This window comes from Pseudofulvimonas gallinarii (assembly GCF_004343305.1).
In the GTDB taxonomy this organism is placed as follows: domain Bacteria; phylum Pseudomonadota; class Gammaproteobacteria; order Xanthomonadales; family UBA2363; genus Pseudofulvimonas; species Pseudofulvimonas gallinarii.
On record NZ_SMAF01000024.1, the window covers coordinates 15,819 to 39,973 of the forward strand.

28 protein-coding genes are annotated in these 24,155 nt (G+C 68.7%); 9 read left to right on the top strand and 19 right to left on the bottom strand.

All coding sequences use genetic code 11. The features are described 5' to 3' along the window. Window positions 1-112 precede the first annotated feature (112 nt). Window positions 113-571, top strand: coding sequence for a DUF4442 domain-containing protein (locus EDC25_RS12365; protein ID WP_123521021.1), 459 nt, complete (start codon window positions 113-115; stop codon window positions 569-571). A gap of 122 nt (window positions 572-693) precedes the next feature. Continuing rightward, window positions 694-1,977: a metal-dependent hydrolase family protein gene (locus tag EDC25_RS12370; RefSeq protein ID WP_123521020.1), complete on the top strand. Its 1,284-nt coding sequence runs from the start codon at window positions 694-696 to the stop codon at window positions 1,975-1,977. 49 nt (window positions 1,978-2,026) lie between these two features. Here the strand turns inward: EDC25_RS12370 and EDC25_RS12375 are convergent, their stop codons facing one another. Next, a complete protein-coding gene (locus tag EDC25_RS12375; protein ID WP_132577556.1) occupies window positions 2,027-3,433 on the bottom strand; it encodes an NHL repeat-containing protein in 1,407 nt (468 codons plus the stop codon). A 140-nt stretch (window positions 3,434-3,573) separates the two neighbouring features. On the opposite strand from EDC25_RS12375, the gene EDC25_RS12380 reads away from it, so the two are divergent. From EDC25_RS12380 to EDC25_RS12390, 3 genes are all read left to right on the top strand, one after another. Then, window positions 3,574-4,155, top strand: coding sequence for an NUDIX hydrolase (locus tag EDC25_RS12380; protein WP_240639576.1), 582 nt, complete (start codon window positions 3,574-3,576; stop codon window positions 4,153-4,155). Window positions 4,156-4,188: 33 nt separating this feature from the next. Continuing rightward, window positions 4,189-4,923, top strand: a complete 735-nt coding sequence (locus EDC25_RS12385; protein ID WP_123521017.1) for a 6-phosphogluconolactonase — start codon at window positions 4,189-4,191, stop codon at window positions 4,921-4,923. 68 nt (window positions 4,924-4,991) lie between these two features. Then, complete coding sequence (locus tag EDC25_RS12390; RefSeq protein WP_123521034.1) at window positions 4,992-5,513, top strand: ECF-type sigma factor; 522 nt, start codon at window positions 4,992-4,994, stop codon at window positions 5,511-5,513. Here EDC25_RS12390 and EDC25_RS12395 read toward each other — a convergent pair. From EDC25_RS12395 to EDC25_RS12410, 3 genes are all read right to left on the bottom strand, one after another. Then, complete coding sequence (locus EDC25_RS12395) at window positions 5,449-7,905, bottom strand: serine/threonine-protein kinase (RefSeq protein ID WP_123521016.1); 2,457 nt, start codon at window positions 7,903-7,905, stop codon at window positions 5,449-5,451. The two genes, EDC25_RS12390 and EDC25_RS12395, sit on opposite strands and share 65 nt — an antisense overlap. A gap of 551 nt (window positions 7,906-8,456) precedes the next feature. Continuing rightward, window positions 8,457-8,945, bottom strand: coding sequence for a hypothetical protein (locus EDC25_RS12405; RefSeq protein ID WP_123521014.1), 489 nt, complete (start codon window positions 8,943-8,945; stop codon window positions 8,457-8,459). Further along, a complete protein-coding gene (locus tag EDC25_RS12410) occupies window positions 8,942-9,922 on the bottom strand; it encodes a vWA domain-containing protein (protein ID WP_123521013.1) in 981 nt (326 codons plus the stop codon). Before EDC25_RS12410 ends, EDC25_RS12405 begins: the two co-directional genes overlap by 4 nt. Window positions 9,923-10,051: 129 nt before the next feature. Here EDC25_RS12410 and EDC25_RS12415 point away from each other — a divergent pair, with 129 nt between their 5' ends. Further along, window positions 10,052-10,744: a hypothetical protein gene (locus EDC25_RS12415; protein ID WP_123521012.1), complete on the top strand. Its 693-nt coding sequence runs from the start codon at window positions 10,052-10,054 to the stop codon at window positions 10,742-10,744. 83 nt (window positions 10,745-10,827) lie between these two features. On the opposite strand, the gene EDC25_RS12420 is transcribed toward EDC25_RS12415, so the two are convergent. The 4 genes from EDC25_RS12420 to EDC25_RS12435 all read right to left on the bottom strand — a co-directional run bounded on the left by EDC25_RS12420 (window position 10,828) and on the right by EDC25_RS12435 (window position 12,698). Further along, on the bottom strand, window positions 10,828-11,133 hold the full coding sequence (locus tag EDC25_RS12420; protein ID WP_123521011.1) for a rhodanese-like domain-containing protein: 306 nt from the start codon (window positions 11,131-11,133) through the stop codon (window positions 10,828-10,830). 84 nt (window positions 11,134-11,217) lie between these two features. Next, window positions 11,218-11,769 carry a DUF2799 domain-containing protein gene (locus tag EDC25_RS12425; RefSeq protein WP_164483902.1) on the bottom strand — a complete coding sequence of 184 codons (552 nt, stop codon included), beginning with the start codon at window positions 11,767-11,769 and terminating at the stop codon, window positions 11,218-11,220. Window positions 11,770-11,828: 59 nt separating this feature from the next. Continuing rightward, window positions 11,829-12,236, bottom strand: a complete 408-nt coding sequence (locus EDC25_RS12430) for an MAPEG family protein (RefSeq protein ID WP_123521009.1) — start codon at window positions 12,234-12,236, stop codon at window positions 11,829-11,831. Between the two features lie 15 nt (window positions 12,237-12,251). Next, window positions 12,252-12,698: a DUF4920 domain-containing protein gene (locus EDC25_RS12435; protein ID WP_164483901.1), complete on the bottom strand. Its 447-nt coding sequence runs from the start codon at window positions 12,696-12,698 to the stop codon at window positions 12,252-12,254. 153 nt (window positions 12,699-12,851) lie between these two features. Between EDC25_RS12435 and lgt the strand changes: the two genes are divergently transcribed. From lgt to EDC25_RS12450, 3 genes are read left to right on the top strand one after another with little or no spacing between them, the layout of a single operon-like run. Continuing rightward, complete coding sequence (lgt, locus tag EDC25_RS12440) at window positions 12,852-13,733, top strand: prolipoprotein diacylglyceryl transferase (protein ID WP_123521007.1); 882 nt, start codon at window positions 12,852-12,854, stop codon at window positions 13,731-13,733. Then, window positions 13,730-14,524 (top strand): thymidylate synthase, encoded by a 795-nt coding sequence (locus EDC25_RS12445; RefSeq protein WP_123521006.1) that lies wholly within the window; start codon window positions 13,730-13,732, stop codon window positions 14,522-14,524. Before lgt ends, EDC25_RS12445 begins: the two co-directional genes overlap by 4 nt. Continuing rightward, complete coding sequence (locus EDC25_RS12450; RefSeq protein WP_123521005.1) at window positions 14,521-15,015, top strand: dihydrofolate reductase; 495 nt, start codon at window positions 14,521-14,523, stop codon at window positions 15,013-15,015. The genes EDC25_RS12445 and EDC25_RS12450 overlap by 4 nt, the downstream gene beginning before the upstream one ends. A 51-nt stretch (window positions 15,016-15,066) precedes the next feature. Here the strand turns inward: EDC25_RS12450 and EDC25_RS12455 are convergent, their stop codons facing one another. From EDC25_RS12455 to EDC25_RS12505, 11 genes are all read right to left on the bottom strand, one after another. After that, window positions 15,067-15,648, bottom strand: coding sequence for a YceI family protein (locus tag EDC25_RS12455; protein ID WP_165910907.1), 582 nt, complete (start codon window positions 15,646-15,648; stop codon window positions 15,067-15,069). A 61-nt stretch (window positions 15,649-15,709) separates the two neighbouring features. After that, complete coding sequence (locus tag EDC25_RS12460; protein WP_123521003.1) at window positions 15,710-16,558, bottom strand: symmetrical bis(5'-nucleosyl)-tetraphosphatase; 849 nt, start codon at window positions 16,556-16,558, stop codon at window positions 15,710-15,712. 12 nt (window positions 16,559-16,570) lie between these two features. Next, entirely contained in the window at window positions 16,571-16,954 is a 384-nt protein-coding gene (gene apaG / locus EDC25_RS12465) for a Co2+/Mg2+ efflux protein ApaG (RefSeq protein WP_123521033.1), read from the bottom strand. Window positions 16,955-16,998: 44 nt separating this feature from the next. Further along, on the bottom strand, window positions 16,999-17,820 hold the full coding sequence (locus tag EDC25_RS12470) for a TerC family protein (protein ID WP_123521002.1): 822 nt from the start codon (window positions 17,818-17,820) through the stop codon (window positions 16,999-17,001). A 13-nt stretch (window positions 17,821-17,833) separates the two neighbouring features. After that, window positions 17,834-18,205 (bottom strand): diacylglycerol kinase, encoded by a 372-nt coding sequence (locus EDC25_RS12475; protein ID WP_123521001.1) that lies wholly within the window; start codon window positions 18,203-18,205, stop codon window positions 17,834-17,836. Between the two features lie 164 nt (window positions 18,206-18,369). Then, complete coding sequence (locus EDC25_RS12480; protein WP_132577558.1) at window positions 18,370-19,158, bottom strand: pseudouridine synthase; 789 nt, start codon at window positions 19,156-19,158, stop codon at window positions 18,370-18,372. Window positions 19,159-19,161: 3 nt separating this feature from the next. Beyond that, window positions 19,162-20,181: an isoaspartyl peptidase/L-asparaginase family protein gene (locus EDC25_RS12485; protein ID WP_123520786.1), complete on the bottom strand. Its 1,020-nt coding sequence runs from the start codon at window positions 20,179-20,181 to the stop codon at window positions 19,162-19,164. Next, entirely contained in the window at window positions 20,181-21,701 is a 1,521-nt protein-coding gene (locus EDC25_RS12490; RefSeq protein WP_123520785.1) for a succinylglutamate desuccinylase/aspartoacylase family protein, read from the bottom strand. The genes EDC25_RS12485 and EDC25_RS12490 overlap by 1 nt, the downstream gene beginning before the upstream one ends. Continuing rightward, complete coding sequence (locus EDC25_RS12495; protein WP_123520784.1) at window positions 21,698-22,165, bottom strand: transcriptional repressor; 468 nt, start codon at window positions 22,163-22,165, stop codon at window positions 21,698-21,700. The genes EDC25_RS12490 and EDC25_RS12495 overlap by 4 nt, the downstream gene beginning before the upstream one ends. 33 nt (window positions 22,166-22,198) lie before the next feature. Continuing rightward, window positions 22,199-23,605, bottom strand: a complete 1,407-nt coding sequence (gene gltX / locus EDC25_RS12500; RefSeq protein WP_123520783.1) for a glutamate--tRNA ligase — start codon at window positions 23,603-23,605, stop codon at window positions 22,199-22,201. A 72-nt stretch (window positions 23,606-23,677) separates the two neighbouring features. Then, a complete protein-coding gene (locus EDC25_RS12505; RefSeq protein ID WP_123520789.1) occupies window positions 23,678-24,124 on the bottom strand; it encodes a ClpXP protease specificity-enhancing factor in 447 nt (148 codons plus the stop codon). Window positions 24,125-24,155 lie beyond the last annotated feature (31 nt).

Below are 24,155 nucleotides of genomic sequence, written 5' to 3' on the forward strand. Positions count from 1 at the left end.
GTGCTGAACGTGGACCGCGCAGCCTAGCGCACTGCACAATAACCGCCAACCTCGCCCGCCCCTGCCGGCCGTCCAGCACGGCCCGGCCATCGCCCCGGAGCCGCCCCGCCCGATGTACGTCTCCGCCCGCCGCATGCGCTGGATCCTCAACCTGTGGCCGCCGTTCCTGTTCACCGGCGTCCGCGTCCGGGCGATCGCCGCCGACTATTCCCGTGCCGAGGTGGTCCTTCGCCGGCGCTGGTACAACCGCAATGCCGTCGGCACCCATTTCGGCGGCAGCCTGTTCGCCATGACCGATCCGTTCTGGATGCTGCTGGTCATGCAGCGCCTGGGCCGCGACTACGTGGTCTGGGACAAGGCGGCGGAAATCGACTTCGTGGCGCCGGGGCGCAGTGATGTCCACGCCCGTTTCGAGCTCGACGGCGAAACGGTGGAGGAACTTCGCGCCGCCACGGCCGACGGGCATCGCCATCTGCGCTGGTTCGACACCGATGTCGTGGACGGCACGGGCAAAGTGATCGCACGCGTCCGCAAGCAGCTCTACATCCGCAAGAAGCGCCCATCCGCCTGAGGCCCGCCCGCTCGCCAGCCCGCCAGTCGGCCTGTCGCTGACCGGCGGCGGCCCGGCGCAGGCCATCGGGCCCCACGCGGCGCCGCGCTATCTTTGGCGCTGGCTCACCGAGGGAGAAAGCCATGCGCCTTGCCTTGCTCGTCGCCGCCCTGCTGCCTTTCACGGCGCAGGCTGCCGGCTCCGTCACCATCATCGACTGCGGCCATGTATTCGATGCCGAAAACGCGCGCCTCACCGGGCCGCGCAGCATCGTCGTCCGCGATGGCCGCATCGAATCCGTCGCCACGTCGGTGCCGGCCCAGGAGGGCGTCGAGCGCATCGACCTGCGCGCACACACCTGCCTGCCGGGCCTGATCGACTCCCATGTCCACCTCGGCAGCCAGACCAGCCCGCAAGCCTACGCGGAAGGCTTCCGGCTCAATCCCGAAGACCACGCCTACCGCTCGGTCGGCTACGCCGAGAAGACGCTGCTGGCCGGATTCACCACCGTCCGCGACCTCGGTGGCGAGCGCACCCAGGGTTTGCGCAACGCGATCGACCAGGGCCTGGTCCGCGGGCCGCGCATCCTTGCCGCCGGCAAGTCGATCGCCACCACCGGCGGCCATGCCGACCCGCGCAACGGCATCAGTCGCGAACTCGCCGCCTCGCTGGGTTATCCGGGACCGGAAGACGGCGTCGTCGCCGGCCCGATCGAAGCCCGCCGCGCCGTCCGCCAGCGCTACAAGGAAGGTTCCGACCTGATCAAGATCACCGCCACCGGTGGCGTGCTGTCGTTCGCGCGCAGCGGTGACAACCCGCAGTTCATGGAAGACGAGATCCGTGCGATCGTCGAGACCGCGCGCGACTACGGATACCGCGTGGCCGCCCACGCGCATGGCGAGGAAGGCATCCGCCGCGCCGTTGCCGCCGGCGTCGACTCGATCGAACATGGCACCTACATGTCCGACCGCGTCATCGCGCTGATGAAGGAGAAAGGGACCTGGTACGTGCCGACGATCAGCGCCGGCGTCTTCGTCGCCGAACGCGCCGCGCAGCCGGGCTACTACCCGGAAATCGTCCGGCCAAAGGCCCTGGCGGTCGGGCCGCAGATCCAGCGCACCTTCGGCCGCGCCTGGCAGGCGGGCGTGAAGATCGCCTTTGGCACCGACGCCGGCGTGTTCTACCACGGCGACAACGCGCGCGAATTCGAGCTGATGGTGGAAGCCGGCATGCCGGCCGCGGCGGCGATCCAGAGCGCCACGCGCAACGCGGCCCAGCTGCTCGACCGCTGGGACGAGCTGGGGAGCATCACCGCAGGGAAGTGGGCCGATATCGTCGCCGTGACCGGCGATCCCACGGCGGACATCAGCCTGATGCGCCGGGTCGGATTCGTGATGAAGGCCGGCGTGGTCTACAGCCGGCCCTGAGGCCATCGGGCAGGACACACAGACCGGCCCGATTTAGACTGTCAGGCGCTTATTGCCCAGGTGGCTTGCCGAGCAAGCGCTCACGCACGCCTTCCGGCATCTGCGGCGGCTTGAAATCCCAGTTGAAACGGATCGGCGTACGGAAGATCTTGAGTGTTTCCTTGCCCGCGCTCGACTTCGGTAAGCCATAGCCGTCGTAGTGGCTGCGCTGAGAGTTGGCTATGAAATAGAGCTCGTCGCCATGCACGACGCCCCACGTAGGCGCCTCGAAGGCCGGGTTGTTGGCCTCGATCGGCGTGCCTTGGTCCACCGACATGCCGTCCTCAGTGAGCTTCAGCCGCATGACGCGACGCGGCGACATGCCGCTTTGCACCGCGACCAGCTGGTCCTCGTAGACATACAGCCCTTCGACGCCTGACAGGGTCACGTTCTTCGGCAGCTTCAAATCGAAGGCCGTGCTGCGGGCAAGGTCGAGGCCGAAAATGCCCTGGTCGACATCGGCGAAATACAACACGCGACCGCTTCCCGGCAGCGCGAGGCCGCGAATGCCACCCAGCTTGGGCTCGGCGAGCAGCGGCTGGATCTGCTGGCCATCGAACCGGAACAGCTGGCCACGGAGGCCTTCACCGATAAAGACGTGACCATTGTCGGCAACCGTCAGCACAGTTGGCACATGCGGCAGGCGGTCATTCGGGAAGGCATAGGTCGCCTGCCGTTGGCCGTTGCGCAGGTCATACTTGACGAGGTGTGCCTTGCCCGCTTGGGAGGCCGAGAAGCCCTTGAAGTGCGGTATTCCAGCGGTGGCGACCCAGAGGATGCTGTTGCGCGCATCGACGGTCATCGCCGTGATGGCGCCAGCGTTCTCCGGATCCGGCTCGACCCAGGCCTCCAGGCTGCCATCTTCCTTGCGGCGGTACACCTTGCCATCTCGGGCGCTGCCGAACAGGAATGCATTGCCGTTCGGGTCATACGTCATTGAGTCCAGCAGGAGGTCTGAGGCCGGCAGTTCGAATGCCACCGACCCCTCGCCGAAGGACACATCCAGCGCACCGTTGTTGAGGGTAACGAGGTACTCCCACAATTCGGTGCCATGGATGTTGGCGAACCGGTTGTCCTGGTCGAGGCGATAGGCATGACCGGACGTCTGCAACTTCAACAGCGCGTCGTACGCCGGCGTCTTCTGGTCCAGCAGCGCATACATCGCGGCGGTGTTGTACAGGTAATCGCCGCGATGCGGTCGCAGTACGGTCAGCCGCTTCCAGATCCGCGCCGCGGCCTGCCAGTCCTGGCTGCGCTCTGCCTGCTGTGCCAGGCCGACCAGCATGCCGGTGTCCTGCACCTGCTCGAGCGGGATTTCCGGCACATCGGAGGGTGCGTCGCCGCCCTGGGCGAATGCGTGCAGCGGGAGCAGGCCGACCAGCGCGGCCATCAGCGCCCGGGCAATTGTTGTACTCATATGTTCAGGACCTTGAATAGACTGGAGTGTCTGCGAGGTGGACAGCGGGAACCGGCCTGGGTTCCGGGCGTGCATCCGAACAGGCGGAGACAATGTGGGATAGCATGTCCGGGATGCCGACGGGGGCGAAGGATACCGCAGTGGAGCGCAACACCGGCCAAACCGCCGACACCGCGACCGAATCGTTGTACGAGGGCCGTTTCGTCGCCCTGCGCCGCCGCGGTCGCTGGGAGTTCGCCGAGCGCGTCAACGCCCACGGGGCGGCGGTGATCGTCGCCGTCACCGACGACGACCGCTTCGTGCTGGTCGAGCAGTACCGCGAACCCCTTTCGGGCCGCGCCATCGAGAATCCGGCGGGCCTGGCCGGCGACCAGCCCGGCGAAGAGGACATCCTCGAAGCCGCGCGCCGCGAACTGCTCGAGGAAACCGGCTTCGATGCCGATCATGTCGCGCTGATCATGACCGGTCCGGGTTCTCCGGGCATGACCAGCGAGCAGCTGACGTTCGTTCGCGCCACCGGCCTGCGCCGCGTCCATGCCGGCGGCGGCGATGGCAACGAGGACATCACCGTCCATCTGGTACCGCTGCCCGAGGTCTGCACCTTCCTCGCGGCAAAGATGCGGGAAGGTCTGCATGTCGACCCGCGCGTCTACGCCGCCCTGTTCTTCGCACGCCACGGCATCGATGGCCGCCGGCTCGACGACGGGCGGCAGTACGAGTAGAACTCCAAGCAAGAGCAACCCACTGGCCGCCTGATGATCGAACTTCCCAACGCGATTCGCAGCCATCCCGTCCGCTGGTACGCCGACGGCAACCGGGAGGCCTGGGCGCGGCGCGCCGCCGATGCCGTCGCCACCGCGCTGCAGGAGGGCCTGGAAAACGAGGGCCGCGCCCTGCTCGTGGTCGCCGCTGGCAACACCGCGCTCACGATCTACCGCAAGCTGGCCGCCGCGCCGCTGCCCTGGCATCGCGTGACCATCGCGCTGGCCGAAGAACGCTGGACGACGCCGGGCAGTACGCACAGCAACGAAACCGCGATCCGCGGCACCCTGCTCACCGGGCTGGCCGCGCACGCGACCCTGCTGCCGTTGGTGCAACGCCTGGATGATCCGGATCTCGCTGCGCGCGAGGCCGCCCGGCAGCTGCAGGAGATGGCGATGGTGCCGTCCGCCGTTGTCCTGGGCATGGACGATGACGGCCATGTCGCCGGCCTCTTCGCCCGTGCCGGTGGCATCGACCACGCGCTGGCCAGCAGCGAGCCTTACGCCGCCATCGATGCGCTCGGCTGCGAAGGCGCGGGTCGCTGGCCGACGCGCATCACGGTGACGCCAGCGCTGATCCAGTCGGCGCGGCAGCGTTTCCTGGTCCTGCAGGGTGCCAGCCGGCGGCGCAGCTTCGAACAGGCACTCACCGACGAAGACTGGCGCTCCATGTCGGTTCGCTGTGCATTGGCCGGCCACGGCCCGCTGCAGGTGCACTGGTGTCCGTGACGGGATCGGATACCGACGGCGCGCGCGCCGGGCCGCTCGACAGCACCGATCATCCGCATGATGTGCGGATGACCGCGCAGCAGATGATGCCGCTGCTGTTCGACGAGCTGCGCACGCGCGCGCGCCACGAGCGGCGACGGCTGCGCGCGGGCGAGACCCTGCAGACCACGGCCCTGGTCCACGAGGCCTACCTGCGGCTCTACCGCAGCCCGTCATGGCAGGGCGAGACGCATTTCCTCAGGGCGGCGGCGCTGGCGATGCGACAGATCCTGGTCGACCACGCCCGTCGGAAGCTGGCCGCCAAGCGCGGCGGTGGTGCCGTCGAGTCGCTCGACGAACTGCCCTTCGAACCGCCGGTCGCCAACGACGAGCAGCTGATCGAGCTGGACGAAGCACTGCAGCGGCTGTCGCAACTGAATCCGCGGCTGACCCACCTGATCGAGTGCCGGTTCTTCGCCGGCTACTCGGAAGAGGAAACCGCGCGCGTGCTGGACATCTCCGAGCGGACGGTGCGCCGCGACTGGATCAAGGCGAAAGCCTGGCTGTACCAGGCGTTGGCCGGGGCGCCTCCAGCCGATAACGTTTCCTGACGTCTGCCGCCTGCGCTGCAAGGCGCGCGCCGGTGGGACCGGACTGCGCGGCGATGGCATCGACGTCCCCGAGCAAGGCGGTGGCGCGGGCAGCTTCTCCTTCATGCGCGTAGATCTGGGCAAGCGCGAGATTCGCCAGGGCCGTCGCAGGATGGGTCGCACCCAGGTGATCCCTCGCCGCCTGCCCCGCCTTCAGTGCGCTGTCCCGCGCCTCGGCAATGCGCCCGGCGCCGAGCTGTGCTTCGGCCAGTCCGCTCAGCGCGGCGATATGGAGCATGCTGCCGCTGCCCGCGAACCGCTGGCCCTGCTCGCTCGCTTCCTCCAGCACCGGAATGGCGTCGGGCGCGCGCTCCAGGCGCAGGAGCAGCTTGCCATAGTTGTTCAACAGCGCCGCCGTCGCCGCCGACGCGCCATAGTTGCGCCGGCGAAGGTCTACCGCCTCGCGCAACAGCGGCTCCGCGGCGAGGAAGTCGCCGGCCGTCACTTCAAGCGCACCCCAGTTGTTGAGGGTGTTGAGCGCATCCGGCGACTGTTCAAGTTCGATGGCCTGCCAGATGTCGCGGGCGGTGCGGAACGCCTCGCGCGCGGGCTCGTACTGGCCGAGCGCGAACTTCTGCACGCCGATGTTGTTGTAGAACACGCCAGTCTCGCGATGGCGGATGCCGCTCAACTCGATGCGTTCCTGCAGGCCTTCCTGCAGCAGGCGCACGGCACCTTCGGTGTCACCCGCTTCCCTGAGCAGCTGCGCTTCCACCAGGCGGCTGTCCACCAGCCTGGAACGCCAGCGTCCGGGGTCGGACTGCCAGAACGCCTGTGCCAGCGCGATCAGTTCGCGGGCGGCAGCGGTGTCGCCAAGGCGAAGCTCCACCTGCGCCAGGTCGTAACGCGCCGCCGCGATCAGCGACGCGTCCACCGAGCCGGGCTCGGCCTGCGCCAGGCGGCGCAGCAGCGGCGCCGCCGCTTCATAGTCGTTGAGCAGGAAATACAGTTCGCCCAGCGCATGCAGGGTCGGCGCAGCCGTGGCCGGGTCGCGGGCATAGCCGTCCTGGATGCGCTGCGCGGCCGCATCCAGCACCTCACTGGCGGTCGTGCCGGCGCCACGCGATTCACCAGCGACGCGGAACATGTGGAAGACCGCCTGCTGGATCGCTTCCAGGCGCGCGCGTTCGCGCACCGCTTCGTCGCGCTGCCGGGAGGCTTCGCGCTCCTGCACCACTGCCATCGCCAGACCGGTGGCGAGGCTGGCCACCACCACCGTCGTCGCCAAGATGGGCAGAAGGTTCCGGCGCAGCCAGCGCCGCACCAGGTAGCCGCGTTCGTGCAGGCGCGCGCGGACGGGCCGATGATCCAGTGCAAGGGCGAGGTCCTTTTCGAAGGCCTCGATGCTGGCGTAACGCGCTGCCGGATCAAGCGCGAGCGCTTTCCGGAGGATGGCATCGATATCGGCAAGCAGGCCGTGTTCGGCGCGTGCGATGCCCTCCGCCAGCTTGCCCGACTGCGATACCGCAGCCGGCGCCGCATCGGCGATGCGTGCCATGACGACGGGCGTCGGCAGGCCGGCGGTCCGGCGGACCGGTTCGCCGGTCACGAGCTTGAAGAGTACGGCGGCCAGGCCGTACACATCGGTTGCCGTGCTGATCGCGCCATCGCGCAACTGTTCCGGCGCCGCATAGTCGGGAGACAGGCGCGTCTGCCTGTGGACACCGCCGCCTTCCACCAGGTGGGCGATGCCGAAATCGATCAGGCGTGGCCGACCGGTGGCGTCGACGAGGATGTTGGACGGCTTGAGATCGCTGTGCACCACCAGCCGGCCGTGGGCATGGGCAAGCGCCGCGGCGACCTGGCGCACCAGCTGGATGCATGAACGCAGCGGGAGCCGCCGCTGCCTGCAGTATTCGTCAATGGGCAGGCCGTCGACATACTCCATCACCATGAAAGGCCGCTCTGTCGCCAGCAGCCCGCCGTCGATCAGGCGCGCGATGCCGGGATGTTCGAGGCTGGCGAGGATCTGGCGCTCGGCGTCGAAGCGCTGCCAGTCGCTGGCGTCGGCGCCCGTGATCACCTTGAGTGCGCCCCGCTGTTCGAACAGGCCGTCATCGCGCTGCGCGTCATAGACCTCGCCCATGCCGCCACGCCCGATGGCGCGTTCGATCCGCCAGCAGCCGGCGCGTTCGCCCGGCACCAGCAGCGGTTCGGACTCGTCCTGTCCGGCGGCGGGCGTTTCCAGGAAATCGTCGGCTTCTTCCGCGGCATCAAGCAGGCTGAGGACCTGGGCGATGATCGACGGCCCGGAGGACTGGCGTTGCAACCACGCCCGCCGCTCGGCGGCCGGCCGTTCCCAGGCGGCATCGAACAGCGCTTCGACGCGCTGCCAGGTCTCCCGATCAGTCATCTCTGCGCCCACGCGTTGCCATCCTCCCGGTCCCCGGCGATGTGCAGCATTGCCAAGACGCCCCGACAAGGCAAGGCGCGCGGGTGTCGCCTGCTGTTTTCATCGGACCCGTTGGCCGGGGAAGTCACGACGCCACGATCGCGCATGAAGCGGCGCGCATACGGACAGGGTTTCGCCACCCGAACCCGGTGCGGCGCGCCGCCCCCCGTCCGGCCCGTCCTCCCGCCATCGCAGGCTTTGGCTCGGTTGTCGCGCATCGATTGGCAGGAGGGCCGCCCGTTTCACCACGTTGGCCGCGGGCCTGAGGCCGGGGCGTGCACGCCTGGCGACCGACCGGCCGGACGTGGTGAGGGCGTTGCTGCCCGTCGCGTGCGCAATGCCCCGGGTTCGCGGCGCGAGTATCTGCACCCGGCATGCAGCGGCCCGGATGGCGTCGAGATCAAGAAGCGTCCGAAGGGCAACCGCTGGTCGCCAGATGCGCCGGCCGACGGCCCGGACGCTTCCGCGGCGGCGAGCGCATCGATCAGGCTTCGCCGCCGCACGGGGCGCGTTCAATCGGCTTCGCGTTCCACGACCAGGCTGTAGTGCAGATGCCCGTCGGTCGCGACGCCTCGTGCGCCATCCACGGGCGCCGACAGATGCAGAAGCAGCGGCGCCGAGGCATCCGCCGACACCGGCATCAGGACATACAGGCCGGTGTCGGCCACGGCAGCCGCTTCAGCCTCGCCACGGGCGCCAACCCACTCGCAGGGCCCGGCCAGCGGGTCTTCGCAGACCGCCGGGCCGGTCACCCACTGCACCACTGCGGTCGGGGCGCCGGCATCGTGGATGACGTGCAGTCGCGCCAGTTCGGCACCGCCGCGGGTGTGGACGCGTGGATCTTCGCGCACGACCCGCCAGTTGCCCTGCCACGCGCCAGCCGGAATTCCGCCGTCCATTTCGGCCTCGGACAACAGGGTGTGGGCTGACTCCTGCGCATGAAGCGCGCCGACGAGGGTCGAAACGGCAAGAACGGCAATCAGTCGCGCGTTCAGGGTCATTCCCCGGACTCCTCCACCAGGATCAGCTTTTCACCCGGCTTGATGCCGGCCACCCAGTCCGATCCCTCGGGCTTCAGACGCACGGCAAAGCCGCCACCGAAAAGACGGCAGCGCGGATGGCCGACGAAGAAGCTGCCGGTGGGCTCGAAGTGCCAGCCCTTGCAGGTCGCGCTGGCGTCGCACTGTGCCTTGCAGTCCTCTGCAGGCTGACCGACTTCGAAGTCCAGGCCGACCGTGGCGCCAGCGTTCTTGTCCAGCGTGACATCGAGGTCGGGTTCCAGCGCGAACCCGGGCATCCATTCCTGGCCCTCACGCGCGAGGATGGCCGGGTCCGGTGCGGCCGGCGGCGGTTCCGCCACTGCTACGGACTGCAGCGCCTCGACCAGGGACCGGCCATCGCCGGCGCGCACATAGCGCCCGCCCGTGCTTTCGGCCAGGCACTGCAGCTGCCGGTGCGCGGCGCTGCCGTCCTGGATGTCGAAGCCGACGACATGGGCGGTGAAATCGACGCCGAGTTCCTCCAGCTCGCGGCCGAGCGCGCAGGGATCGGCGTTGCAGGTTTCCTCGCCATCGCTGACCAGGATCACGGTCGCCCTGCGCTCCTCGAAGCGCAGGCGCGCGGCGGCTTCACGGACCGAAGCAGTGATCGGCGTCATGCCCTTCGGCGACAGCGCATTCACCTGGGCGCGCAGCGCGGCCGCATTGAAACCGTCCGCTTCCCTCAGCACCTCGATATCGGCGCAATCACCCTTGCGCCGGTGGCCGTAGGCCATCAGGCCCAGCGACATGCCCGGCTGCCAGTCCTCGAGCAGGCCGGCGACGGCGTCGCGCGCCAGTTCGATCTTGGTCCGTCCGTCGATCTGGCCCCACATGGAGCCGGAGGCGTCGAGCACCAGCATGGCCGAACCGGATTCCTGCGCCGAAGCGGGAAATGCGGCGGCCAGCGCCGACAGGACGAGGAAAGCAGGCAGTTTCATGGACGGTCTCCGGTGGTGGATGCCTCCAGTACGCAGGATGGACCGGCAAACCGGACATCGACGGATCTGGCCGCCTGGCGCCGGGATCTGCGTTAGGGGGATGACGGTCCATCACTCCAGGGAGCTCCCATGCGATCCAGCCCGCTGATTCTCGCCTTTGTTACCGCACTCGCCGGCTGTGGCGGACGTCCGGATCCGGCACCGCGAACGCCTGCCGGCGATGCCGCCGCGGCCCTCGCCAAGGCGCCGGCCGCCTTGTCCGGTCCCTCATTCGCCGACTGGATGGACCGGCTGGATGAATTGCTGCCCCATGGCGTCGCGACCCGGCTCGCCGATCGCGAGAACGCCACCGCGCGCCCGGTGAACTACAACCGCGGCCTGCAGCTGCGCTACGAGTGGGACACCGGACGCACCATCGCCTATGCCGGATCGCAGGTGCCCGCCTTCGATCGCATCACCGTGGGCGTGCCCCGCTCCGGGATCACGCCGGCCTTCTTCCGCAGCCGCTTCCAGGCGATCGATGCCGAAACCGTGGCGCGCATCCAGGCGGAGACGGTCAGGCAGGCCGAAGCCCGTGGCCTGGATGCATCGGCCGTGGCCGTCGCCCGCGACCTCGGCGCCGGACTGGCGCAGGTCTCGCCCATCGAGGATGTCCCCGGCCTGGGGGACGATGCGGTGTGGGAACTGCGCAAGAACGGACAGGCGCTGCACATACTGCTCAACGGCAGCGCCATCACCCTGGAAGTCGACCTGGGAGAGGATCCGGATCGCAACAAGGCCGTGGCGACCGCCCTGGCACGTTCGATGATCGAACGGTTGTAAACCGGTACCCGGCGCGGACCGGCGTGCAATGGCGATGGCAATGGCGATGGCGGGCCAGGCCATCGTCCGGCCGCGCATGCCGTTCAGTGGCCGATGCCGAGTCCGGCAAGCCCGCCGCGCAGCGAGGCGACCTGCGCGAAGCCCTGTGCCTGCAGCCACTGCGCCAGATAAAGGCTGCGCACACCGTGGGCGCAGATGACAAGGTGCCTGCCGGGCCCGGGATCGACGGGCGCGCGGAGGAACTCGTCCATCGGCACCCAGCGATGCGGCGCCGGCACCGGCAGCTGCAGCCGCTCCTGCGCGGTACGGATGTCGACCAGCTGCCAGCCGTCGGCCAGCGCCGCGTCCAGCGAATCGAATTCAAGTTCCAGGGGGTTGGTTTCACGCATGACCGGCACGGTGCCAGCACGGCACCGTCGCGGTCAACGGTCGACGCCTGCCGAGCGCGCTGGAGCGGCGAGGATGCGTCGCCTTCAGTACGTGGCGGGATAGCCGCGTTCGCGGGCGCGCGACTCCAGGTCCCAGACCTGTCGCTGCAGGCGCCGGCGCTCGTCCTTGTAGTGATCCAGCCAGTGCCGGTCGGCCTCGCGGCTGACATCGGTGGCGTGTTCGTCGTTCATGGACTCGCGCAGCTCGGAGATCCGCCCTTCCACTTCAGTGATGCGCCGGCGCAGGTCGTAAATGTCCTGGCCGAGACGGTAGCCGTCGAGGAACCCGTAGTCCAGTTCCTGCGGACACTGGCCGTGATAGTTGGCATCGCGCGCGCCCAGGCGGAAACCGTTGTCCGGCGCGCAGAAGCGCGGCAACGCATCCTGGTAACCGGCACGCCAGAGTCCGTGGTCGGGCACCACCCCGGCCTTGCCGCAGGCACGGACATGCCGGCTGATCGAACCGGGCTCAAAGCCGCCCAGCGCGTCCCGCTCACCCAGCGCGTACCAGTCGGCCTGATGGCACTGCTCCGGCGTCAGGCTGGCGCAGCCGGCCAGACCCGCCATCAGCAGAGCCCAACCCCAACGGATTCCCATCTGCCACCTCCCATGGAAGTCGCGCCAGTGCGGCCGTTGCCACCGGCGCATCGAACACCTTAGATCGCGGTCAGCCACCACATGATCGACTGGTAGAGCAGCACGACCGCCATGGCCACCATCGCCAGCAGCGTCAGGATCATGCCGCCCATCCGCAAGGCGCCTGGCCCGCCGCTGCGGCTCAGGCCGACCGCGTGCAGCGCGCGGCCCAGCAACAGGGTGGCGCCGAACACATGCAGCCATAGCGGCGCAATCAAGATCAGTTCCAGCACCAGCAGCTGCAGCAGGGCCAGCGGCAGGTATTCCACCGCATTGGCGTGCGCCCGGATGCGACGGGCCAGGATGCGGTCGCCGTTGTCGCCCAGGGCGGCCCGGGCGGCGAATCGGCGCGCAATGACGCTGGCCGTGAGCAGCATGACCAGCACGACCGCCAGCGCGAGATAGAAAGCGGTGATCCGGGGCATCATGGCGACCGCCAGGGCTCAGGGCGCCGGCAGCAGCCGGATGCTGCGTGCGTCGATGCGGTATTCGACCTGTTCGCCGCTGACCTCGTCCGGGTCGCGACCACCATCCTCGGCGAGATGCTTCGCGAACGCCTCGCTCAGCGTGCGCTTGCCGAGCCGGCCGAAGACCACTGCCTCACCCTGGAAATCCCGGGGCAGGAAAAAACGGTGCCCGGTGAAGACGCGCGCATGGCGGTCGCCTTCGGCCAGCACCAGCCAGCAGCCGCGGTTCTGGCAGACCTCGGTGACGCGCCCCTCGAACTTGCCATAGCGACCCGTCCAGGTGCTGTCGTTGTCCAGCGCGGCGCCAATGCCGATGGGCCGGCCCAGCGGCATGTCCTCGCCGTGCTGCTCCGCCGTCTGCGCCATTGCCAGTCCACCGGCACAGACCAGCGCTGCCACCGTCATCACACGCCACTGCTTCATGGAACCGATCTCCCGGGATGATTGGATCGGCGCCGACCCCATGGCGGCACCTGTGCGGGCATTCTACGCCAGCCGCGCGCGGCGCCGACCGGCCAGTTCCTGCGAAGCCGGGGGCGTCCACGGCATAATCGCGACCTTGCCACGGCGAAACCCATGACTCCTTACGTCCACGCCATCGATCCGGTCGCCATCAGCGTCGGGCCGCTCTCCATCCACTGGTACGGCCTGATGTACCTGGTCGCGTTCGGCCTGGCCTGGTGGCTGGGTCGGGTCCGACTGGCGGCGGGGCGCCTGCCGGTCAGCGACAAGGCCTTCGGCGACCTGCTGTTCCACGGCATGCTGGGCGTGATCCTGGGCGGCCGGCTCGGCTACATCTTTTTCTACAACTTCAACGAATGGCTCGCGGACCCGGCGATGATCATCCGCGTCTGGGAAGGCGGCATGAGCTTCCATGGCGGCCTGATCGGCGTCCTGGTCGCGCTGTGGTTGTGGACGCGCAGCCACAAGCTGCACTTCTTCGACACCGTGGACTTCGTCGCGCCACTGGTGCCGACGGGCCTGCTGGCCGGGCGCATCGGCAATTTCATCGGTGGCGAACTCTGGGGCCGCAGCACCGGCTCCGCGCTCGGCGTGATCTTTCCGCACGCCCCGGGCGTGCCGGCAGTACCGGTCGCTGAGCTTCAATCGCTGGCGGCCTCCGGCGCGCTCGAAGGCCTGGCACGACATCCTTCGCAGCTGTACCAGGCGGCGCTGGAAGGCGCGCTGATGTTTGCCATCCTGTGGTGGTTCTCGTCACGGCCGCGGCCGCGGTATGCGGTGTCCGGCATGTTCGCGCTGCTGTACGGCCTGTTCCGTTTTGCCGTCGAATTCGTCCGCGAGCCGGATGCGCACCTGGGCTTCATCGCCGGCGGCTGGCTGACCATGGGCATGCTGCTGAGCCTGCCGCTGGTCGCCGTCGGCCTCTGGCTGCTCTGGCTCTCGCGTCGCTCGCCGACGCTGTCGCCGATGCCTCGCCCAGCGGAGCGGCCGACATGAAGACCTACCTCGACCTGCTGCGCGACGTGCTCGACAACGGTGTCGCCAAGGGCGACCGCACGGGCACCGGCACGCGCAGCGTGTTCGGCCGCCAGATCCGTTTCGACCTGGCACAGGGCTTCCCGCTGGTGACCACCAAACGGCTGCACCTCAAGTCCATCATCCACGAACTGCTGTGGTTCCTGCGTGGCGACACGAATGTCGCCTACCTGCGCGAACATGGCGTCACGATCTGGGACGAATGGGCGAATGCGGACGGCGGACTCGGCCCGGTGTACGGCTACCAGTGGCGCGCCTGGCCGACGCCCGATGGCCGCTCGATCGACCAGATCCAGCGCGTGATCGGGGAAATCCGTCGCAATCCCGATTCGCGGCGGCTGCTGGTCAGCGCCTGGAACGTCGGCGAGCTCGACGCCATGGCGCTGCAACCCTGCCACGCGCTGTTCCAGTTCCATGTCGCCGACGGCCGCCTGAGCTGCCAGCTCTACCAGCGCTCCGCCGACATCTTCCTGGGCGTGCCCTTCAATATCGCCAGCTACGCGCTGCTGACGCACATGGTGGCGCAGGTGACCGGCCTCACCGCCGGCGATTTCGTGCACAGCTTCGGCGACCTGCACCTGTACGACAACCACGTCGAGCAGGCGCACGAACAGCTGCGGCGCGAACCACATGCGCCGCCGCGCCTGCGGCTGAATCCGGGCGTCACAGACATCGACGCGTTCCGCTTCGAGGACATCGCCGTCGAGGACTACCGCTTCCATCCCGCCATCAAGGCACCGGTGGCGGTATGAGCGGGCCGCTGGCGCTGGTGGCGGCACTGGATCGCAACCGTGCGATCGGCCGCGGCAATGCCCTGCCCTGGCATCTGCCGAAAGACCTGAAGCGCTTCAAGCGGCTGACGCTGGGCCAGCCGGTGCTGATGGGCCGGAAGACGGCGGAAAGCATCGGCTTCGCACTGCCCGGTCGCGACAACCTGGTGCTGACGCGCAGCGGCCGCGCACCCTTCACCGGCCAGGTGGCGGTGTCGTCGCTGGACGACGCCCGCGCCATGGCCGGGTCGCGCACGCTCTTCGTGATCGGCGGCGGCGACGTCTTCGAGCAGGCGCTGCCGCACGCCTCGTTCCTGCACCTGACCTGGGTCGATACCGCCATCGACGACGCAGACGCCTGGTTCCCGGATTTCGATCCTGTGCAGTGGATTGCCATCGGCGAAGAACGTCTCGACGCCGACACGCGCCACGCCTTCGCCTGCCACGTCGTCGATTACCGCCGCGCGCCCTGATCCGCAGCACGCTGCGCAGCGGGGCAGAAAAAACGCGGGGAAAACCGGCGCTCAGGGATCGACCCGGACCGCCCGCAATTGCAGGCGCAGCGCCACCTGCGAGGACAGCGTCAGGCGGCGGCTCTCCATGCCGAACTGCCGCCGGTTGATCTCGCCACTGACGTCGATCATGCACGCCGACTGGTCCGGCTGGCACCGGGCCGGCGCGACCCGGAAACGCACGGCGCGTTCGACGCCGCGCAGGACAAGCTGTCCGGTCAGCACGCCTCCCTCACGCAGCAGCGATTCCGGGGCCGGATCCGAGCGGAACACGACCAGGGGGTGGCGGGTGACACTGAAGAACTCCGACGAGCGCGCCCAGGACAGGTAGCGTTCCGGCGAGATCTCCAGCGAGGTGGCATCGATGCGGGTTTCGATCCGCCAGGCACGCGCGACCGGATCCCACGTCGATCCACCTTCGAAACGCGGGAAGCGGCCATGGATGCCGATCATGCCCAGCGCCGCCAGCTCGAAGTCGATGCGGCTGTCGTCCGGCTCGAATCGCCAGGCGGTGGCCGCCTCGCCGGTGTCGGGGTGACCCGCCGGTCGCTCATCGGCCAGGGCGGGGGCCACGCAGGCGGTGCAAGCTGCCATCAGGAAAACCGTCCAGACGGCCGGAACGCCCATGGAGTGCCGTAACGCGCCCGCTCCGGAATCAGTCGTCCGCGCCATTGCGGAACCGCTCGGGGCGCGCAGGCACCTGGACCACCTGCGGTACCGGGCTGTCCAGGCGCAATGCGGTGAGGTAGCCGCCCCAGACGCAGCCGGTGTCGATGGCATGGACGCCCAGCCCCATGAACAGGCCCAGCGCCGACCAGTGCCCGCAGACCACGCGGCTGCCGATGGGCTTGCGACCCGGTGCCGCGAACCAGGTGTACAGGCCGGGCTTCTGCGTACCCGGCGGCCCCTTCTCGCTGAAGTCGAGGCGGCCGCGCGGGGTCACGTAGCGCATGCGCGTCAGCACATTGATGGTCGCGCGCCAGCGTTCGACGCCACGCAGGCGCGGATGCCAGAGGTCCGGCCGGTTGCCGAACATCTGTCGCAGCAGGCGCTGCGGTTCCTTGCCGCGCAAGCGCTGCTCGACCTCGGCGGCGTGGCGCAGGGTGTCCTGCACGGTCCACGACGGCGCCACACCGGCATGCACCATCAGGAAATCGAGGCCGGGATCGTGATGGGCGAGCTTGCAGTGCCGCAGCCACTCGACGAGGCTGTCGCGGTCGTCGGCGAACAGCACGCGGCGCAGGTCCGGATTCACGCGCGCCTGCTCGTCCTCGCGCCGGTGCGCGATCGCCAGCAGGCTCAGGTCGTGGTTGCCGAGCACTACGGTGGCGGATTCGCCCAGGCCCTGCACCAGGCGCAGCACTTCCAGCGACTGTCCGCCGCGGTTGACCAGGTCGCCACAGAACCAGACGCGATCCTGCGCCGGATCGAATCGCAGGGTGTCGAGCAGGTGGGCCAGCTCGTCGTGGCAGCCCTGGATGTCGCCGATCGCATAGACCGCCATGGTGTCGGCGGTTCAGTGCAGGGTGCGTGGAACGGACAGCGTGAACTGCGGGATCGGCGCTTCGAACCGTGTGCCGTCGTCGGCAAGCAGCTGGTAGCTGCCGCACATGGTGCCGACGGCGGTTTCCAGCACCGCACCGGAGGTGTATTCAAAGCTGTCGCCGGGCCGCATCCACGGCTGCTCGCCGACCACGCCTTCGCCGGAAACTTCCTCGACCTTGCCATTCGCATCGGTGATGCGCCAGAAGCGGCTGATCAGGCGCGCGGGCACGTTGCCGGTGTTCTGGATCGTGATCGTGTAGGCGAAGACGTAGCGGTTGTCGGCTGGCTGTGACTGGTCGTCGAGGAACCGGGTCTGCACCCGGATATCGAGAAGGTACTGGCTGTCGTCGTCCATGGTTGCCATGACAGCAAAGCGCGCGCGCGGATGCAACAGGCGGATCAGCGGCGCGTGCCGCTGGTGGCGTCGTCGTGACCGCGCACGACGTAGTCGTCGTCGGACAGCATGTCCAGGTTCGGGTGCACTGTCAGCTCGCGTTTCTTGCGCTCCTGGCGGCGCTTCGACCACAGGTTGAGCGCCTCCACGCCGGCCGAGAACGCCATGGCGAAATACAGGTAGCCGCGCGGGATATGCACGTCGAAACCATCGGCGATCAGCGCCATGCCGACCAGGATCAGGAACGACAGCGCCAGCATCTTCACCGTTGGATGGGTGTCGATGAAATCGCCCAGCGGATTGGCCGCGAAGATCATGATCGCCACAGCCAGCAGGATGGCCGCGACCATGACCGGGATGTGGTCGACCATGCCGACGGCGGTGATGACGCTGTCCAGCGAGAACACGATGTCGATGACGGCGATCTGCGCGATCACCATGCCGAAGGTGGTACCAGCCTTGCCGATGGCGGAATCGTGCTGTTCCTCCTCGCCCTCGACCGCGGCGTGGATCTCCATCGTGCCCTTGATGAGCAGGAACAGGCCGCCGGCGATGAGAACCAGGTCGCGGATCGAGATTTCCTGTCCGAAGGCCGAGAACAGCGTCGACTCCATCCTCGCCAGGAACGCCAGGCTGATGAGCAGCAGGATGCGCGTCACACAGGCCAGGGCGAGGCCGAACTTGCGCGCGAAGGGGCGCTGGTCGGCAGGCAGGCGACCGACGACGATGGAGATGAACACGAGGTTGTCGACGCCCAGCACGATTTCCAGCGCCGACAGCGTGAACAACGCGATCCAGATGTTGGGGTCGAATATCCAGTCGAACATGGTGAATGCGTTCCTAGAAGAGCCGGGGTCCGAGGATCAGCAGCCAGCACGCGAGCACATTGACCAGAGCCAGCAGCACCGCCGCTGAACCCATGTCCTTGGCGCGTCCGGCCAGCTCGTGCCGCTCCGGCGAGGCGCGATCGACGACCGCCTCGATGGCTGAATTGATCATTTCCACGATCAGCACCAGCAGCAGGCTGCCCAGCAGGATGGCGCGCTCGACACCGCTCCGGCCGAGCCAGAGCGCCAGGGGTGCGAACAGGACGAAAAGGTAGATTTCGAGCCGGAATGCCGGCTCATGGCGCATCGCCGCGCCCAGGCCCTTCAGCGACCAGCCGAACGCTCGCCACAGGTGCCGTGGCCCTCGTGGTGAAGTGCTGGCCATTGGATCAGGCGCCGGCGAGGTTCATCGGCAGGCCGCTGGCGATGCCACACCCGCGCAGTCGCTCGCGGGCCTCAGAGATCGCACGGGGCATCGGCATGGGACGGAAGGCAGGCTCGGACGGCCGGCTATGATGCCAACTGCTCGCCTGGACAACAAGTTGCCAATCACGCCTTCGGCCTGCCAGGCGCGCCCGGGCGGGACCGCGGGCGCGCCGGTGGCGCCGCGCTGGCCGGTGCCAGCGCCCGCACTTCCGCCGCAACCAGCGGGCGCCACGCGCCCTTCGCCAGCTCGCCCAGCTCCAGTGTTCCGATCGCGACGCGGACCAGCCGCTGCACGTTGGCGTCACAGGCGGCCAGCATGCGCCGGATCTGCCGGTTGCGCCCTTCGGCGAGGACGAACGCCAGCCAGCTTGACCGCGTGCCCGTGCGCAGCACCTCGACGCTGACCGCGCGCAGGTGCTCGCCACGGTCGTCGATCCCGCCGCGCAGGCGCCCAAGCAGGCCATCGTCGGCGACGCGGTCGATCTGTACGTGGTAGTGCTTGGGCACACCGCTGCCGGGGCGCGTGACCGCCGCCGCCCATGCACTGTCGTTGCTGAAAAGCAGCAGGCCCTCACTGGCCTGATCGAGCCGGCCGACCGGCGCGATCCAGGGCGCGCCGGCATCGGCCAGGCATTCGTAGACCGTGCCGCGACCGCGCTCGTCGCTGCGCGTGGTCACCAGGCCACGCGGCTTGTTGAGCATCAGGTAGACCGGCGCGGCCGCGCCGACCGGCTGGCCATCGACCGCGATGTCGGTCGCGCCCAGGGCCGTGCGGCGCTCGGGATCCCGGCACGGCCGACCCGCGACCGACACGCGACCGGCGCGGATCCACTGTTCGGCCTGGCTGCGCGAGCAGACGCCGCGCTTGCTCAGCACGCGCGCGAGGCCGTACTCGGGAATGCGCCCCGGCACGCGTTACTCGCCCTCGGCCCAGATCGCGATACTGCGTGCGCCGTCCACCGAGATGCGGCCGCGATACATGCCGGCACTGCTGTAGGGCATGGCGATGTTGCCCTGGGCGTCGATGGCGATCACGCCGCCGTCACCGCCGAGACGGGGGATGGCGCCTTCGACCACCTGGCTGGCGGCCTCCGGCATGGGCGTGCCGGCCAGGCGCACCCGCGCGCAGATCTCGTGCGCCGCGTTGCTGCGGATGAAAAACTCGCCCCAGCCCGTCGCGGACACCGCGCAGCCCGGTTCGGCCCAGGTGCCGGCGCCGATCACGGGGACGTCGCCGACGCGGCCGTAACGCTTCATCGTCATGCCGCCGGTGGACGTCGCGGCGGCGACTTCGCCCTGCCGGTCCACCGCGACAGCCCCCACCGTGCCGTAGGGCCTGGGATTCACGCCCGGCACCAGCGCGGTGGCTTCCCGGCCGCGTTGTCTGGCGGAAAGATACTGCTGCCAGCGCGCCTCGGTGCGGAAATAGGACGGGCTCACCATCGCCAGCCCCTGTTCGCGCGCGAAACGCTGCGCGCCGGCGCCGATCATGAAAACGTGCGGTGACTGTTCCATCACGGCACGCGCGGCCAGGACGGGATTGCGCACGCGCGTCAGCGCGGCGACCGCGCCGGCGCGCTGCTGGCTGCCGACCATGACGGCGGCGTCGAGGTCGATGCGGCCGTCGGCGTTGAAGACGGCGCCCTTGCCGGCGTTGAAGTACGGCGAGTCCTCCAGCACGACCACCGCCGCGGTGACGGCGTCGAGGCTGCTGCCGCCTTCGCGCAGGATGCTGTGGCCCGCTTCCAGCGCGCGCGCCAGGTCGACTTCTATCGCCTTGCGCTGGTCCGGGCCGAGGGCCGCACGTTCGATCGTGCCGGCGCCGCCGTGGATGGCGATCGCGATGGGCGCTTCAACCGGTGGCGCAGCCTGCGCGCGGCCGATGGCCAGGGTGAGGGTCAGCAGGGCAACACCCAGAACCGTTCTTGCCGACATCAGCCGTCCTCACGTTCGAGGTCGCGCTCGGGATCGGGCGTCGACGGCTGGCGGGGCAGCGTGTCGCCGCCACCTTCGCCCTCCGCCTCCGGCTCCGGATCGAGCTGGTCATATTCAAGGAAACGCTCGTCGTCCGGCTCGGCCTGCATGGTCGCTTCGGTCACGACGCGCTCCTCGCTGGCGGCGATGCCGAGGTGGTAGGCGGCGAATCCAGGCAGCACCAGCTGGTTCAGGGCCATCCCGATGATGCGGCCGTCCTCGGGCGCAAGCACCTGCGAGGCGTGGTTGCTGACCGGGTCGATCACCCGTCCCAGCACGTCCCCCCTGCGCACGCGATCGCCGAGTTCGACCTCGGAAAACAGCATGCCGCCGTGGTCGACCCGGATCCAGCGCGACTCGTAGAACACCGCCTGCGGCTCGGCCCAGCGGCGACGGTCGTCGCTCATGCCCATGGCGTGCATCAGTGTTTCGATGGCCTGCACGCTGTGCTCGATGTCCTTGGGATCAAGCCGCATCGGACCGCCGATCTCGAAGGTCACGGCGGGAATGCCGCGATGGCTGGTTGCATAGCGCAACATGCCGGCTTCACCGGGCGAGTGCAGTACGGCGGTTGCGCCGAACCCACGCGTAAAGGCCACCACGGCAGGATTGGTCAGGTCACCGCGCACCTGCGGCAGGTTGGCGCGCTCGAAGGAACCGGTGTGGAAATCGACCAGGGCATCGCAGTGGCGGATCACCGCCTCGAAGAAGCTGTAGGCGATGCGTGAGGCGGAGCTGCCGTTGCGGCTGCCCGGGAAGAAGCGGTTGAGGTCGCGGCGATCCGGCAGGTAGCGCGAGCCGCGGGAGAAACCGAGCAGGTTGACGATCGGCACCGCGATGATCGTGCCGGAAAGTTCTTCCGGCTCGATGGACCAGGCCAGCCGGCGCACGACCTCGACCCCGTTCAGCTCGTCGCCGTGTACGCCGCCGGTAAGACACAGCCGCGGACCGGTGCGCTCGCCGTGGACGACGATGACCGGCGTTTCCATCACACTGCCGGAGAACGACTGGCCGGTTGTCCAGCTCAGGCGCTGGCGCGTGCCGGGCAGGACCTTGCCACCGAGGATCTTCATCGGCGAAACGCCGAACTCGTTGGCTTCGGGATCCGGCGGTGGCGGCCCGACGAACTGTTCCGGATCGGGCGGCGTAAGGGGCGTTGCCGGCACGGCCTGGCCCTCGATCGCCGCCTCCTGCGGCAGCGTGGCACGGTCGGGGACCGTGTCCCCGCCCTCGCCAACAGGCGATGCCGCCATTTCGGCCGGGGGTTCCCCTGCGTCCTCCGGCAGGTCGACGACCGGCGGCGGTGGTGCCTGCAGCTCCGACTGCAGCTCCGGCTGCTGTTCCGGCTGCTGTTCCGGCTGCTGCGACAGCGGCACCGGATCCTGGACCGGCATCTCGGGCAGCGGCCACACCTGCGCCGGCGCCACCTGCCATACAAGGGCGAAAGCCAGCCAGTACAACGGTCGGACGCGGATCTTCATGTGTTGCCGCAGCGCGAGCAGAGACCGTGGATCTCGAGGGTCTGCGCCTGCGGCGTGAAGCCGAGCCGGCGCGCCTCGCCCGCCAATGCCGCGGCGGCTCGACTGTCTTCCAGCTCGACGGTCTGCGCGCAGCCGTCGCAGATCAGGAACGGCGGCTGGTGTCCGGGCGGATCATCATGCAGGTGATCGCAACCGATGAAGGCGTTGATCGATTCCAGCTTGTGGATGAAGCCGTGTTCGAGCAGGAAATCCAGGGCGCGATACACGGTCGGCGGTGCGGCGCCGCCACGCTCCTGGCGGATCAGGTCGAGCAGGTCGTAGGCCTTCACCGGCGTTTCGTGTCCAATGACGAGCTCCAGCACGCGCCGTCGCAGCGCCGTTAGCCGCAGGCCGCGGCGCGCGCAGGCCTGTTCGACCTGCGCCATTTGCTCGGCCAGCGTCGGCCGCTCGTGAAGATGCACCATGCCCGGATGGTAATACGGACGGGCGTGACCCGCTCAGTCCGAGCCGGAAATCCGCGCCAGCGCGTCGTCGATGCGTTGCAGCGCCCGATCGCGGCCGGCCAGGTACACGGTGACGTCAATGGACGGCGAGGCCGCCGAACCGGTGATGGCCACGCGCAGCGGCTGCGCGACCTTGCCCATGCCGACCTGCAGTTCGGCCGCGGCATCGACAAGCGCGGCATGCACGGTGTCGATGCGCCAGTCGTCAACTGCCGCCAGCTTCGCGTGTACGGCGCGCAGCGGTGCGGCGGCGGCGGCGACCAGGTGCTTGCCGGCGGCCGCTTCGTCGAAGCCCTGCAGCGGCGCATACCAGTGCCGGGACTTCCCGGCCATCTCGGCCAGCGTCTGCGCACGCTCGCGCATCGCCACCACCACATCGGTGGTTGCCGGCCCGGCCGCCGGATCGACGCCGATGGCGCGCAGGTGTTTCTCCAGCAACGGCGCGATGGTGTCCGGTTCGGCCTTCATCAGGTACTGCTGGTTCAGCCATTTCAGCTTGTCGAGGTCGAAGCGTGCCGCCGCGACATTGACGTCGGCGACCGAGAACAGCTCGACCATTTCCTCGCGACTGAAGACTTCCTTGTCGCCGTGCGACCAGCCCAGGCGGACGAGGTAATTCAGCAGCGCGTCCGGCAGGAAGCCGTCCTCGCGGTAGGCCAGCACGCTCACCGCGCCGTGCCGCTTCGACAGCTTCTGCCCGTCCGGGCCGAGGATCATCGGCAGGTGCGAGAATGCCGGCACCTTCGCGCCCAGCGCTTCGTAGAGATTGATCTGGCGTGGCGTGTTGTTGACATGGTCGTCACCGCGGATGACGTCGGTGATGCCCATGTCGATGTCGTCGACGACAACGGCGAAGTTGTAGGTCGGGAAGCCGTCGGAGCGCCAGATGATCAGGTCGTCCAGCTCCTCGTTGCTCCACTCGATGCGGCCCTTGACGCGGTCCTCGAACACGACCGACCCGGTCTTCGGGTTCTTGAAGCGGATGACGCGGTTGGGATCGTCGCGAGGCGGCGAGGAATCGTCGCGGTAGCGGCCGTTGTAACGCGGCTTCAGGCCCTGCTCCATCTGCGCCGCCCGCATGGCGTCCAGTTCCTCGCGACTTTCGTAGGCGTAGTACGCCTTGCCGGCGGCGACCAGGCCCTGCGCGACCTCGTGGTAACGCTCCATGCGCTGCGTCTGGTAGAACGGGCCCTCGTCGTGTTCAAGACCCAGCCATTCCATGCCCTGCAGGATGGCCTGCACCGCCTCGTCGGTCGAACGCTCGCGATCGGTGTCCTCCACGCGCAGGATGAACTGGCCACCGCGATGGCGCGCTTCCAGATAGCAGTACAGCGCGGTACGGGCGCCACCGATATGCAGGTAGCCGGTGGGACTGGGAGCGAAACGGGTACGGACGGTCATGGTCGTGACTGCGGAATCTTGGGGAACATGGATGCGGCGCAGGCACCACATCGGTGAGGAAGCGTGAGGCGGTTACTTCACGACGCGCAGGCCGCCGCGACCGCGCGGCGGAGGCGATGGCGGTGGATCTCCGGAGGGACCGTCGCCTTCGCCGTCGCTGCCTTCGGCGTGCGGGTCCTGGTCGCGCCCCTCGTCGTCGGACGACAGCGAGGGTTCCGGCGGAAACACCATGCCCTGCCCGTTCTCCATCGCGTAGATCGCCAGTACCGCTTCCAGCGGCACCAGCACCAGCGTCGCGACGCCGTTGAATCGGGCCTGGAAACTGATGGTGTCGTCGGCCAGGTCGAGGCGATCCACCGCGTTCGGCCCGATGTTGAGCACCACCTTGCCGTCCTTGACAGTATGCGGCGGCACGCGCACGCCCAGGCGCCGCGCATCCACCAGCAGGTAGGGCGTCAGGCCGTTGTCACAGATCCATTGATGCAGGGCCCGCACCAGGTACGGCCGGTTGGATGTCATCTCGGCCATGACCGGAGGGCGCTTTCGAAGG

Excerpts from the sequence above, each read along its gene's own strand:
- EDC25_RS12365 (WP_123521021.1), top strand. The coding sequence starts at position 113 with ATGTACGTCTCCGCCCGCCGCATGCGCTGGATCCTCAACCTGTGGCCG.
- EDC25_RS12370 (WP_123521020.1), top strand. The coding sequence starts at position 694 with ATGCGCCTTGCCTTGCTCGTCGCCGCCCTGCTGCCTTTCACGGCGCAG.
- EDC25_RS12375 (WP_132577556.1), bottom strand. The coding sequence starts at position 3,433 with ATGAGTACAACAATTGCCCGGGCGCTGATGGCCGCGCTGGTCGGCCTG.
- EDC25_RS12385 (WP_123521017.1), top strand. The coding sequence starts at position 4,189 with ATGATCGAACTTCCCAACGCGATTCGCAGCCATCCCGTCCGCTGGTAC.
- EDC25_RS12390 (WP_123521034.1), top strand. The coding sequence starts at position 4,992 with ATGACCGCGCAGCAGATGATGCCGCTGCTGTTCGACGAGCTGCGCACG.
- EDC25_RS12395 (WP_123521016.1), bottom strand. The coding sequence starts at position 7,905 with ATGACTGATCGGGAGACCTGGCAGCGCGTCGAAGCGCTGTTCGATGCC.
- EDC25_RS12405 (WP_123521014.1), bottom strand. The coding sequence starts at position 8,945 with ATGACCCTGAACGCGCGACTGATTGCCGTTCTTGCCGTTTCGACCCTC.
- EDC25_RS12410 (WP_123521013.1), bottom strand. The coding sequence starts at position 9,922 with ATGAAACTGCCTGCTTTCCTCGTCCTGTCGGCGCTGGCCGCCGCATTT.
- EDC25_RS12415 (WP_123521012.1), top strand. The coding sequence starts at position 10,052 with ATGCGATCCAGCCCGCTGATTCTCGCCTTTGTTACCGCACTCGCCGGC.
- EDC25_RS12420 (WP_123521011.1), bottom strand. The coding sequence starts at position 11,133 with ATGCGTGAAACCAACCCCCTGGAACTTGAATTCGATTCGCTGGACGCG.
- EDC25_RS12425 (WP_164483902.1), bottom strand. The coding sequence starts at position 11,769 with ATGGGAATCCGTTGGGGTTGGGCTCTGCTGATGGCGGGTCTGGCCGGC.
- EDC25_RS12430 (WP_123521009.1), bottom strand. The coding sequence starts at position 12,236 with ATGATGCCCCGGATCACCGCTTTCTATCTCGCGCTGGCGGTCGTGCTG.
- EDC25_RS12435 (WP_164483901.1), bottom strand. The coding sequence starts at position 12,698 with ATGAAGCAGTGGCGTGTGATGACGGTGGCAGCGCTGGTCTGTGCCGGT.
- lgt (WP_123521007.1), top strand. The coding sequence starts at position 12,852 with ATGACTCCTTACGTCCACGCCATCGATCCGGTCGCCATCAGCGTCGGG.
- EDC25_RS12445 (WP_123521006.1), top strand. The coding sequence starts at position 13,730 with ATGAAGACCTACCTCGACCTGCTGCGCGACGTGCTCGACAACGGTGTC.
- EDC25_RS12450 (WP_123521005.1), top strand. The coding sequence starts at position 14,521 with ATGAGCGGGCCGCTGGCGCTGGTGGCGGCACTGGATCGCAACCGTGCG.
- EDC25_RS12455 (WP_165910907.1), bottom strand. The coding sequence starts at position 15,648 with ATGGCAGCTTGCACCGCCTGCGTGGCCCCCGCCCTGGCCGATGAGCGA.
- EDC25_RS12460 (WP_123521003.1), bottom strand. The coding sequence starts at position 16,558 with ATGGCGGTCTATGCGATCGGCGACATCCAGGGCTGCCACGACGAGCTG.
- apaG (WP_123521033.1), bottom strand. The coding sequence starts at position 16,954 with ATGGACGACGACAGCCAGTACCTTCTCGATATCCGGGTGCAGACCCGG.
- EDC25_RS12470 (WP_123521002.1), bottom strand. The coding sequence starts at position 17,820 with ATGTTCGACTGGATATTCGACCCCAACATCTGGATCGCGTTGTTCACG.
- EDC25_RS12475 (WP_123521001.1), bottom strand. The coding sequence starts at position 18,205 with ATGGCCAGCACTTCACCACGAGGGCCACGGCACCTGTGGCGAGCGTTC.
- EDC25_RS12485 (WP_123520786.1), bottom strand. The coding sequence starts at position 20,181 with ATGTCGGCAAGAACGGTTCTGGGTGTTGCCCTGCTGACCCTCACCCTG.
- EDC25_RS12490 (WP_123520785.1), bottom strand. The coding sequence starts at position 21,701 with ATGAAGATCCGCGTCCGACCGTTGTACTGGCTGGCTTTCGCCCTTGTA.
- EDC25_RS12495 (WP_123520784.1), bottom strand. The coding sequence starts at position 22,165 with ATGGTGCATCTTCACGAGCGGCCGACGCTGGCCGAGCAAATGGCGCAG.
- gltX (WP_123520783.1), bottom strand. The coding sequence starts at position 23,605 with ATGACCGTCCGTACCCGTTTCGCTCCCAGTCCCACCGGCTACCTGCAT.
- EDC25_RS12505 (WP_123520789.1), bottom strand. The coding sequence starts at position 24,124 with ATGACATCCAACCGGCCGTACCTGGTGCGGGCCCTGCATCAATGGATC.